Annotated in this window: 12 protein-coding genes and 1 riboswitch; of the genes, 10 read left to right on the top strand and 2 right to left on the bottom strand. The window is 35.3% G+C overall.

Going from position 1 to position 12099, the window contains the following annotated elements; translation table 11 throughout:
• Positions 1-509 precede the first annotated feature (509 nt).
• The 8 genes from BK574_RS23195 to mgtE (BK574_RS23230) all read left to right on the top strand — a co-directional run bounded on the left by BK574_RS23195 (position 510) and on the right by mgtE (BK574_RS23230) (position 9323).
• Positions 510-2576, top strand: a complete 2067-nt coding sequence (locus tag BK574_RS23195; protein ID WP_078430256.1) for a chemotaxis protein CheW — start codon at positions 510-512, stop codon at positions 2574-2576.
• A 24-nt stretch (positions 2577-2600) separates the two neighbouring features.
• Positions 2601-3047, top strand: a complete 447-nt coding sequence (locus BK574_RS23200; protein ID WP_078430257.1) for a chemotaxis protein CheW — start codon at positions 2601-2603, stop codon at positions 3045-3047.
• 41 nt (positions 3048-3088) lie between these two features.
• Positions 3089-3451, top strand: coding sequence for a response regulator (locus BK574_RS23205; protein WP_075385830.1), 363 nt, complete (start codon positions 3089-3091; stop codon positions 3449-3451).
• A 228-nt stretch (positions 3452-3679) separates the two neighbouring features.
• Positions 3680-4822: an MBL fold metallo-hydrolase gene (locus tag BK574_RS23210; RefSeq protein WP_078430258.1), complete on the top strand. Its 1143-nt coding sequence runs from the start codon at positions 3680-3682 to the stop codon at positions 4820-4822.
• Between the two features lie 16 nt (positions 4823-4838).
• Positions 4839-5093 (top strand): DUF3006 domain-containing protein, encoded by a 255-nt coding sequence (locus BK574_RS23215; protein ID WP_075385832.1) that lies wholly within the window; start codon positions 4839-4841, stop codon positions 5091-5093.
• 150 nt (positions 5094-5243) lie between these two features.
• Positions 5244-5408, top strand: a riboswitch (M-box (ykoK) riboswitch).
• A 376-nt stretch (positions 5409-5784) separates the two neighbouring features.
• Entirely contained in the window at positions 5785-7143 is a 1359-nt protein-coding gene (gene mgtE, locus BK574_RS23220) for a magnesium transporter (protein ID WP_078430259.1), read from the top strand.
• Positions 7144-7234: 91 nt separating this feature from the next.
• Positions 7235-7924 carry an MgtC/SapB family protein gene (locus BK574_RS23225; RefSeq protein WP_238458076.1) on the top strand — a complete coding sequence of 230 codons (690 nt, stop codon included), beginning with the start codon at positions 7235-7237 and terminating at the stop codon, positions 7922-7924.
• Between the two features lie 31 nt (positions 7925-7955).
• Positions 7956-9323, top strand: a complete 1368-nt coding sequence (gene mgtE / locus BK574_RS23230) for a magnesium transporter (protein WP_078430261.1) — start codon at positions 7956-7958, stop codon at positions 9321-9323.
• Between the two features lie 76 nt (positions 9324-9399).
• Here mgtE (BK574_RS23230) and BK574_RS23235 read toward each other — a convergent pair whose 3' ends face one another.
• Both BK574_RS23235 and BK574_RS23240 read right to left on the bottom strand, forming a co-directional pair.
• A complete protein-coding gene (locus tag BK574_RS23235) occupies positions 9400-10104 on the bottom strand; it encodes an MgtC/SapB family protein (protein WP_238457495.1) in 705 nt (234 codons plus the stop codon).
• A gap of 200 nt (positions 10105-10304) precedes the next feature.
• Entirely contained in the window at positions 10305-10661 is a 357-nt protein-coding gene (locus BK574_RS23240) for a YhjD family protein (RefSeq protein WP_078430262.1), read from the bottom strand.
• A 163-nt stretch (positions 10662-10824) separates the two neighbouring features.
• On the opposite strand from BK574_RS23240, the gene pcp reads away from it, so the two are divergent.
• Both pcp and BK574_RS23250 read left to right on the top strand, forming a co-directional pair.
• Positions 10825-11448 (top strand): pyroglutamyl-peptidase I, encoded by a 624-nt coding sequence (gene pcp, locus BK574_RS23245; protein ID WP_078430263.1) that lies wholly within the window; start codon positions 10825-10827, stop codon positions 11446-11448.
• 266 nt (positions 11449-11714) lie between these two features.
• Positions 11715-12011, top strand: coding sequence for an IDEAL domain-containing protein (locus BK574_RS23250; protein WP_075385838.1), 297 nt, complete (start codon positions 11715-11717; stop codon positions 12009-12011).
• Positions 12012-12099 lie beyond the last annotated feature (88 nt).

Genomic DNA, 12099 nt, shown 5'->3' on the forward strand with positions numbered 1-12099 from the left:
GGACTACGGGTACTTTATATTCATAAAGTAGTGTGAATTTTAGGATCAAACCGACCTTGGTTCCTTTATTGTCTGTTAAGATAGGTCTTTTTTAATAAAATTCAGCAATTAAAGGAAGCTGTGTCAGCAAAACGTTAAAAAGTGACGTTTTTCTAAAATACCGGATGTCTGGACCGTTCAAAACCTAATAAGGAATCTTAAAAGTGATTCGAATAAGAATAAGACGTGTATGAAAATAATGGCTGAGGGAATATTCTCTCAGCTATTTTTCATGTAAAGAATTTCGACAAAAATTAACAAATCAATAGCGATAATTTTACGAAATTTATTAATTCGACTATATTCTTAGGCGAGATTAGTTTATGATATGTGTAAATAAACTCTATGGCACGTTACTTATTTCCTAGATTCATGGTACTATTTATTAAGTATTTCTATTAATAATTTTTTACAATGATTATATAAAAATAAAACTCTGGTAGACTTTAAATGTTGAGGTGAAGAGAGTCTTGAGTACTTCAGAATACTTAGATGTGTTTATTGATGAGAGCCAAGAACACTTACAGTCATTAAATGACAACCTATTATTATTAGAAAATGAACCTACTAATTTAGCAATTGTTGGTGAAATTTTTCGTTCGGCTCATACTCTAAAAGGTATGGCAGCGACAATGGGCTATGATGATTTAGCTCATTTAACACATAGTATGGAAAATGTATTAGATTTAATAAGAAACCAAAAACTGGATGTTTCAACTCCTGTTCTAGATGTAGTATTTGCAGCCGTCGATGATTTAGAAGCGATGGTAAATGATATCGCATCAGGGGGAACAGGGAAGCGTGATGTCTCAAATGTAACCGTATTACTTGAGCAAATTGAAAAAGGGGGTTCACCTTCTCAAGTTGCTGCGACGGTAGAAGAGGTAGAAATACCAACAACTGAAGAAACATTGACAGCAGCATTTGATGTTTCTTATGACCAGTTTGAACTGACTGTACTTATGCAATCTCAAGAACAAGGCTATCATTCGTATCAAATTAAAATTTCTTTAGATGAGCGGACGATGTTAAAAGCTGCTCGTGTGTTTATGGTTTTTGAAGTGCTTGAACAAGTCGGTGAAATCATAAAATCGAATCCAAGTGCAGAAGATTTAGAGGAAGAGAAATTTGATCTTGAATTTGTGGTTACATTTATTTCCAAAATAGAAGCTGAGGAAATTGTTAAGCGAGTAAATAAAGTTTCCGAGATATCATCTGTTCAAGTCCATCAATTAAATATTGAGGAGTTAAAGAAAGCAGCCTCTGAAAAAGAAACAGGTCTTGAGGAAGTAGTAGTAGAAACGGTCGTATCTCCTCAAAAAGCCGTTGAAGAAGCACCGCAAGAAAAAACAACGGCGATTAATGGAAAAAAAGTAACAAATGAAGCAAATAAAACGATTCGAGTGAATATCGAAAGACTTGATGTATTGATGAATTTATTTGAAGAACTTGTTATTGATCGTGGTCGTCTTGAGCAAATTGCTAGCGACCTGAAAAATAATGAACTAAATGAAACGGTTGAAAGAATGTCTAGAATTTCAGGGGACCTTCAAGAAATCATATTAAACATGAGAATGATGCCAGTCGAACAGGTATTTAATCGATTCCCACGCATGGTTCGAAGCCTTTCGAAAGATTTAAATAAAAAAGTAAATCTGCAAATCTTAGGAGCGGAAACGGAGCTTGATCGAACCATCATTGATGAAATTGGTGACCCCCTCGTTCATTTAATTCGAAATTCAATTGATCATGGAATTGAAACGCCACAAAAACGCCTTGAATTAGGAAAACCTGAAGAAGGAACAGTTATTCTGAAAGCTTTCCATAGCGGAAATAATGTCTTTATCGAAATTGAAGATGACGGTGCAGGAATTGATCGTGACAAAGTATTAAAAAAAGCATTAACAAACGGTGTTGTAACTGAAGATGAAGCAAGTAAAATGACAGATCAGCAAATTTATGGTCTATTGTTTAGAGCGGGCTTTAGTACAGCTGATAAAGTGACTGACGTATCCGGTCGAGGTGTAGGTTTGGATGTTGTTCGCTCTACATTTGAGTCTTTAGGCGGTGTTGTAACCGTGGACTCTACATTAGGTCGGGGGTCTGTTTTCTCTATTCAACTCCCATTAACTCTATCGATTATAGACGTTATGTTAGTAGAAGTAAGTGATGAAAAGTATGCGATTCCTTTATCATCGATCGTTGAGACAGCGATTGTGAATAAGAAAAATGTATTTAGTGCTCATAATCAAAAGGTGATTGACTTCCGTGGAAAAGTAGTTCCTCTTGTATTTCTTAAGGATTTATTTGAAATACCTGTGGAAGATGAACTAGACGAAGAGTACTATTCTCTTGTTATTGTTCATAAAGGAGACAAAGTGGCAGGATTAGTTGTCGATTCACTAATTGGACAACATGATATTGTATTAAAATCATTAGGAAACTATCTAACAAATGTGTTCGCTATTTCAGGTGCAACCATTTTAGGGAATGGACAAGTAGCCTTAATTGTTGATACGAATGCACTAATTAAGTGATTACAAGGATGGAGGCAAACCTCGATGTCTGTTGAAAGTGCAGTAGGTACTGAGTTAAAAGTTATTGTTTTTCAACTGAAAGACGAAGAATACGCAATCGAAGTTGAATACATTCAATCCATAGAGAGAATGCAACCCGTAACTCGTATTCCTAAAACTTATTCATTTATAAAAGGAGTTATGAATTTACGTGGCGTAATTACCCCAATAATGGATTTAAGAACGCGATTTGGGATAGAGTCTAAAAAGTCAGATGATGCGACTCGCATTCTTGTTATTTCAAAAGACAATATTGAAATTGGCTTTATTGTAGATGGGGCGAATGATGTCATTGATATTCCGTCAGGAAAAATCGAACCAACGCCTGAAGTCGTTGGTGGAGTTGAGGCTGACTATTTAAGTGGGGTCGTAAAGCTCGACACTCGACTATTTACATTGTTAAATATTGATAAGGTAATATTAAATTCATAGTTTCTCAGTAATAGATTTCAATATAGGGGTGAGATGTTTAAATGACTTCAGTTTTAGTTGTTGATGATGCTGCTTTTATGAGAATGATGATTAAGGATATTTTAACCAAGAATAACTTTGATGTTGTTGGTGAAGCGGCGAATGGTCAAGAGGCTGTTGACAAGTATAAGGAATTAAATCCTCAGATTGTAACAATGGATATTACAATGCCTGAAAAAGATGGGATTGAAGCACTTCGTGATATTAAAAGTATCGATCCAGATGCTAAAGTCATCATGTGTTCAGCAATGGGGCAGCAAGCGATGGTTATTGATGCGATTCAATCAGGCGCTAAGGATTTTATCGTAAAACCGTTTCAAGCGGACCGAGTAATTGAAGCTCTTCAAAAAGTTGCGAATTCGTAACTGTACCTCTTATGAATAATAGACTGACTCTTAGTAGAATGTCAGGCAACTCAATCAGCGAATCAAAAGCTAGTAATTGGCTATCATGTTTCGTTTAGGAGACGCGTTGACACTAGGGGTCAGTTTTTTTTGCATTTTAGTAGACTTGGTTTCATGATTGATTTAATTTGTTAAAATAAGCTTAATAGTGTAATGCTAGTGGAGATAAAAATGAATTGAGGAGAAGTTATGCAACTTAGAACTTGGAGTTTATCTGTTATTATTTTTATATTGCTATTGACAGGGTGTGAATTAGGCCAGAATCAACCGAAAGCCCCTGTTGTGACTGAAACAAACGGTGAAGAACTACTCATTCATTTTATTGATGTAGGTCAAGGAGACGCCACGTTATTCCAAGGACCTGATTTTACGATCCTTGTTGATGCAGGAAGACATGATCGAAGTGATGTTGTTCCATATTTGCAGCAAGTAGGGGTCACGAAGTTTGACCTAGTGGTGGGTACTCATCCTCACGCAGATCATATTGGGCAAATGGACCAAGTATTAAAAGCATTTCCTACAAAAGAAGTGTGGATGTCAGGAGATGAACATACAACACGGACGTTTGAGCGTACTATTGATGCAATCATGGAAACAGATGCTGAATATTATGAGCCGCGGGCGGGGGAAACATTTGAAATTGGTTCACTTTTCATAGAAGTAGTTAATCCAGAAGAATTAACGACTGATTTTCATGAAGGATCATTAAGTATGAAGCTTACTTATGGAGAAGTATCCATACTATTGACAGGAGATGCTGAAAAACAAACAGAAGAATGGATCCTTTCGCAACGGTTTAATTTAACATCAACTATTTTTCAACTTGGTCACCATGGTTCAAGTACATCCAATACAGAAGCTTTTCTGGAGGCAGTTGATCCACAAATTGCAATTTACTCGGCAGGTAAAAATAACGAGTATGGTCACCCTCATCGAGAAGTGATAGAGCGTTTAAATGGAATGAATATTCCTGTATATGGTACTGACCAACAAGGAACAATTGTAATAATCACAGACGGAAAAGACTTAGAATTACACACGGAACATGAAGTTAATCAGGAAGTAAATTTAGATGAAGAAAGAGCAGATGGAAACGAAGAGGAAGTAAATCTTATAGATGGCGACTTAGCTGATAGTAGAGAAGAATGTATAAATATTAACAATGCAACCCTCGAAGATTTAATTGAAATTGTCCATATTGGAGATGAGCGAGTTGAACAGCTTTTAGCTTTTAGACCATTTGAAAAGATAGAAGACTTAACGAAAATTAACGGAATTGGAAGTGGACGGTTAGCAGAAATTATCGAACAAGGCTTGGCTTGTCTCGAATAAAAAGAGGTGAATTTGAATGAAAGCGGTCATTGATCGAATAATTGGTGAAATAGCTGTAGTACTCGTAGAAAACGAAGAAAAAGAATATAATATTTCAATCGAAAAACTTCCAGCAAACGTGAAAGAAGGAAGCATAGTTGAAGTTGAGTTTAAAGGTGAGATGTTAACGATCTTAACTATCAGTCCTAACGAAAATAAAGAAACAACGAAACGAATTTCTGATAAAATGAGTAAACTGCGTCAACGAAAAAATAGTCAATTTAAACGCTAAAACTTTATAGTAGCTCTAAAGAAGGCTGCTTGTTTAATGATAAAAATATACTAGAATAACAAATTTATAAAAAGTTGACAAATTTTAATTCACTTGTTGACAGATTACTAGCCTTGCTGTAACATCAACAATGCAATAAGGAAATTAAATATAATTCCTCGTTAGGTGAGGCTCCTGTACGGAGATATGCTGCTGCCCAAAAATGTCCAAAGACGCCAATGGGTCAACAGGAACCATCGAAATAAGGTGGTTTTTAATGTAGCTGGTCATAGACCTATGCCGTACAGTGCTAAAGCTCTACGATTGAAGGAATGCTAATGAACACTTTTTTAAGTATGCTTATATATTAAAGTATGCCTTAATTTTGATGTGGATTTAACACCTTCTTTCGTAGAAGGTGTTTTTTGTTTCACTTTAAGCAAGTTCAACTTTTATAGAGGATTAAGCTTAAGAAAATCATTGATCATCACAATTTACAACAGATCAATCGTATTTTCTTACCGTAAAAATCTTCTGTCAATAAATCTTTTTTGGAGGTGATGTGGAATGGATAGCTATCCCGAACCCGAACCCGAACCTGAAATTTGGTGTTTAGTATATAAAACAAAAGGAATAATACAAGGAAAAGGGAGGATTCCACTTCACTTCCGATGTGGTGTGAACGAATTCTCCCTCTAGGGAGGAAGCGACCATGGTTAGACTTAACGAACAAACACGTGAAGAATACGTCAATCATATACTTCACGTATTAAAAGAAAATGACAAAGCACAATTTAGAGAAGCATTTCTGGAGCTACATCCAACTGATCAAATGGATATTTTCTCCAATTTAGAAAAGGATCAACGTCAGCTCATGTATGGCTATCTTTCAGCTGCTGAATTTGCGGAAGTATTCCAAGAGTTAGACATTGATGATCAAAAAAATATTGCGCTTGAATTAGATGATGATTTTATTGCAGAAATGTTTAATAACATGTATGCCGATGATGTCGCCGATTATCTTGCTGAAATTAAAGATGTAAAAGCAAAAGCAATTCTTAGCGCAATGGATAAAGAAGATGCGGATGACGTAAAAGAATTATTATCATATCCACCAGAAACAGCTGGTGCGATCATGACAAAAGAATATATATCCATAAAAGCGTCGCAAGCTGCATCAGAGGTAATTGACCTTCTACGCGAGCAAGGTCCAGATGCGGAAACGGTATATTATCTATATGTTGTAGATGAGAAAGACAAATTAGTAGGAGTAATTTCGTTGCGTGATCTCATCATTGCACCAATTACAGAAAAAATTGAAAACATTATGAGCTCTCGAGTTGTTTCAATTGAGGCGCATATGGACCAAGAAGAAGTGGCAAAGTTAATTAAGAAATATGATTTTCTTGCTGCACCAGTTGTTACAAGCACGGGAGAGTTAATAGGTATCGTAACCGTCGATGATGTAATGGATGTATTAGAAGATGAAGCAACCGAAGATTTAGGAGAAATTTCTGCAGTAAGAGGGGCAACGGATGTTAATGTCACCGCATTTACTGCAGCGAAGAAACGTTCCCCGTGGATTATCCTATTAATGTTTTTTGGATTGATTACGGCTGGCGTAATTGGCACATTTGAGGAAACACTTGAGGAAATCGTTCTTTTAGCCGTGTTTATTCCGTTAATTATGGACTCTGCAGGTAATACAGGTACACAGTCTCTTGCAGTTACTGTCCGTGCATTAGCAACAGGAACATTAGAGAAAAAAGGATTATGGAAAACGGTTAAGCGTGAGTTTGGAACAGGTATGATGTTAGGACTAATATGTGCCGTGACATTAATTCTTGTTGTTCCGTTCCTTTATGGCTATATGATTGCCTTTATTGTTGGTGTTTCTTTATTCATAACCTTAAGTATCGCAACGGTTGTTGGTGCAACTGTACCGCTACTTATTAATAAATTAAAGTTAGATCCTGCGATTGCATCAGGTCCATTTATTACAACCGTAAATGATATTTTAGGGTTACTCATTTATTTTTCAATTGCAACTTCTTTAATTCAATATTTATAAGCAGGTAAAAACGGTGCCAGGCTCCTTTAAGGTGCCTGGTATCAATGTGTAAAGGTAGGTGAAAAGGATGATCCTAACATACGAAGTGTTCATGAAACTTTCTTTTGCTCTTTTACTCGGACTTTTGATTGGAATTGATCGGCAGCTCAAGCATAAGCCACTTGGCTTAAAGACAAGCATGGTCATTTGTGTAGCGAGTTGTCTCATAACTATCGTATCAGTTGAATCATTTCATCGTTATGCAACGCCTACCTTTAATACTATGGATCCGATGCGATTAGCAGCGCAAATCGTAAGTGGTGTCGGTTTCTTAGGTGCAGGGGTAATACTAAGACGAAATAACGATGTCATTTCAGGTTTAACGACGGCAGCGATGATTTGGGCTGCTTCAGGACTTGGAATTGCGATCGGGGCTGGATTTTATGCTGAGGCACTTTATGTAGTCCTTCTTCTTATTGTAGCAGTGAATACCCTTCCTTTTTTTGTGAAGAGAATTGGCCCGAGTACATTGAGTAAACGAGATGTCTCAGTAAAAATTGTGATGGAACAGAATATGAAAATGACCGAGCTATTGCGAGCGATTGAACGAAAAGGAGATAGCTTAAAAGAAAGAAAAAATTACGAAATCAACATTCGTAATGTGAAAATTAAAGATCTTGAAAACGGAAATCAACAAATCGATCTAGTCATTTCAGCTCCTGAAAAGCAATATACAACTGAAATTTACTATTTATTTAAAAAAATTGACCACGTATTAACGGTTGATGTGGAACATTTATAAAAATTAGCCTCTGTGAAGGGAGGTAACTGATATGGTGATGCTAAATTTTAAAAACAGAGAAGAATATACATTTTATTTACAATTATATTTAAAACAAGAGAAAAGAGAAGAATTTTGTAAAGATTTCCTTTCTCTTCATCCAACGGATCAAATCGACATCTTTCAAGAATTTAGTGAGATCCAAAGAAAGCTCGTTTATCAATATTTATCAACAGAGGAACTCTCAAATATTTTTGTAGGGCTTCCAGTAAAACAACAGAAAATTGTCATTTCAGAGTTAGATGAACACTTGGTCCCCACGTTACTAGAAGAACTTTCTGCAGATGATGTGACCGATTTTTTAAGTGAAATACCAGACCACATTGCCAATTACTTTTTAGAGCGAATGAGTAAAGAAGACGCAGATAATATTAAAAAGCTGTTATCTTATCACCATGATACGGCGGGCTCCTTAATGACGACGGAATTTATTACGGCATTAGAAACGGAAACCGCCGAGCATATTATGGAGAGATTACGAACGGAAGCAAAAGATGCTGAAACGATTTACTATATTTATGTGACAGATGAGAAGATGGTCTTAAAAGGAGTTCTTTCTTTAAGAGAAATGATCTTAGCTGAACCACTTGATATGGTTGCAAATATAATGAAAAATAGGTTTATTTCAGTACTACCATCAACTGACCAAGAGCAAGTAGCAGAAGTTATTAAAAACTATGATTTAATAGCCGTTCCCGTCGTGACTGAAAAAGACGTTATCATAGGAATTGTAACAGTGGACGATGTGATGGATATTGTTGAAGAAGAAACGACTGAAGACATTGAAGACTTAATGGCGACGAAAGGTTCTGTTGATCTTGAAGTCGGTCCTCTAATAGCCGCTAAACGGCGCTTACCGTGGTTAATTATCTTAATGATATTAGGAATCGGTACAGCAGGTATTATCGGACAATTTGAAAGTACATTAGCTGAAATGACCATATTAGCGATATTTATTCCGTTAATTGCTGATATGGGCGGTAACACTGGTACGCAATCATTGGCAGTTGTAGTAAGGAGTATTGCACTTGGTAATTTAGACGAACAAAATATTTTTCGTAAATTGTTAAAAAGAGAAGCGTTAACAGGATTAATTATGGGAGTTTGTTGCGGTGTTATTGCGTTTCTAATTGCTTTAATTTTTGATATTAGTGGAATGTATTTTGGTGTAGTAGTCGGTATTTCATTGTTTTTTACTATTGTTATATCGACGATTACAGGAACAATTATTCCTTGGGTTGTTCATCGTTTAAAAATAGATCCTGCCGTTGCTTCAGGACCATTTATTACAACGATCAATGATATTGTTGGGTTGTTCATTTATTTTTCAGTTGCTACTACCTTGCTTCAATATGTTTAAATGACAAGTGTGTGAGTGTATTGAAGAGAATGGCGTCTGACACCATTCTCTGATTCGTCTTTCGTATCTAATTTACTTATTCTAAACTTTCGGCTTCTACCTTTATTACCCCATTTAATGATTTAATGGAATAATAAATATCTGTTGTATAAACCTTTTTATGGACGGTCACAATACAGGTAATAATAATATCGTCGGCTCCCTCTTCTTTTATCTTCACATGTTTGATTCCTAGATCTTTTGATTTCATTTCTTTGAGTAATGTAGTTAAATCGGTTGCCATTTTAATATATAGTTTTATTTTTATTTCCTTTTCATTTAATTTTTTTGGTCCGAGCTTATTAAATAGATAGGGAATGACTTTCATTCCTATAATGATAAAAATTACACCTGTTAACGCTTCGATATAAAAACCTGCACCAATAGTTATTCCTAACGCTGCTGAACCTAGGACTAATGCAGCTGTGGTTAAGCCTGAGATTGCTTCATTACTTCTCCGAAGAATTACACCAGCACCTAAAAAACCGATACCACTGATAATATAGGAAGGGATACGACCTGGGTCCATTGGTCGTGAATACTCCTTAGAATATAAAAAAGCCGACTCAAATGATACGACGGTTAGTAAACAAGATATTACAGATACAATTAGGCAAGTTTTTAATCCTAATGGTTTCCCCTTAAGTTCTCTCTCCAAACCTATTACTAATCCAGCTACGGCAGCAAAACTCATTTTTACAAAAATTTCATAATTAATTACATCATGTAATATCTTCTTCACCTCCTCTAACTATTTTTAGAGTTAACTATTATATTATTAATATAAAATATATATAAAATTATGCCTTCTTTTAAAAACTATTAAATTTGTTAGAATTTTAATAGTTTAGTTAACTATCATTAATCATTCTTATTTGAGTGTAAAATGAAAAAAAAGAAGAGGGCAACAAATACTTTGTTGGCCCTCGTTTCATAATTTGCTTATTTTACTCCATTTGCAAAACAGTTCGTTATATATTGTGTAACTTGATTTTTTAAGTTCACATTTAAGTAATGATTTTGCCCTTCATACCCACGACAGAAATAATGGTAATAAGAAAATGTGCCGTCATTTTTTCCAACTTCAACTTTCAACTCTTTTTGTTTCATATAACGCTTAATGACTCCAAGTTCTTTACTTAGTTGATCGAGTACAGTTGTTGTTAGGTTTAGATAAGCTGGTTGTAGTTTTAAAGAAGATGCTTTTAGTTGTTCAAGGTCTTTTTCTAATGCTTTCCGTGCAATTGTTAATAGCACAAATTGATGAATGGTTGTTTGGTCTTCCTTCGTTATCACCATAAACGATCAATCCCCCCGTTGTAAGAACGTTTGTTTGTATTTATTATATGAGAACTAACGTTCTTTTACAACTGCATAATATTTGGAAGCGGCTTTACATTGCCACTTAGTGTAGCGACCTTTACAATAAAACTATACAGCAATGAAGGAGGCAATCATAATTATGAAAGTATTATTATCAGGGTTTGAGCCGTTTGGTGATTTCAACGTAAACCCTACTTTAGAAATAGTAAAGGCATTAAAGAACCAAGGGGTAGAAGGAGTAGAAATCGAGACGATCGGACTACCAGTAGTGTATGGTCAATGTGTAGATACCCTTCTAATAAAAATGGAAGAGATAAATCCAGATGTTGTCATTTCTTGTGGACTTGCTTTTGGACGAGCAGCGATTACTCCGGAGCGAATTGGGATCAATGTTCAGGATACAGCTGGTGAAGGAGATAAAGGCGATAATCAAGGAGATAAGCCGGTCGATCGTACGATTTTTAGTGATGGTCCAGATGGGTTATTTACGACATTACCAATTCGCAATATGGTAGAACGGCTAGTTTCTGAAGGCATTCCAGCGCAAATTTCGAATACGGCTGGTACTTATATTTGTAATAATACATTATATGGGGTCTTGCATCATATTCAGCAAAATGAGTTAAATATTAAGGCTGGGTTTGTTCATTTTCCAGCAACACCAGATATGGTAACAACTCGCCCGAATATACCAAGTATGTCGTTAAATGAACAAATAAGAAGTTTAAAAGTAATGGTTGAAGCGATAAGAGATCATGAGTAGACCTGACTAATTATATATAATAAATAATTCAACACCTCTAACAATTTTGCATGCAACGAAATTTGGACTGCGTTTTATTGTGTAGAGGTGTTTTTTAGTGTTTCAAATAGGGCAAATTCGTCTGATAGAAAGGTTTATTTATAGATAAAGTAGGGTAAAAAGATTGTAAATCAAAATAATTAGATAAAATTGGGTAAAATTAGACAATTAAAATGTTTGAATTATCCGAAAATTTAGTGTAAAATAACAAAAAGGAGGTAACTTCTATGAACAAATTTGCCATTGATAAAAAGCTTATGAAACAATTAGCCGCGATTCGTAACAAGAAGAAGCCTTCAGAAGAAATTCTGAATTCCCTCTATGCCCAAGCGATGCTTGAATATTCAATATACGAGTATCAAAAGAACGAGATTTGTAAGCAGATTGATGATGCATTAGAGGAAAATAATGAACAAAGGTTTTTCGTATTATCAACGCAATACAATGAACTGTTAGATCGTTATCGACCAGGCAAAATGTTATTTGAAAAAGGATATGAATTAGATATACAATTTATTGATTAATCATAGCAGAGTGTCTTTGTGCACTCTGCTTTTTTTGTTTTTTTTATTGTTTACTTATGGTGGGTTAGCTACTGAGAAAGTCAAAATG

The organism is Alkalihalobacterium alkalinitrilicum, from assembly GCF_002019605.1.
GTDB lineage: Bacteria > Bacillota > Bacilli > Bacillales > Bacillaceae_F > Alkalihalobacterium > Alkalihalobacterium alkalinitrilicum.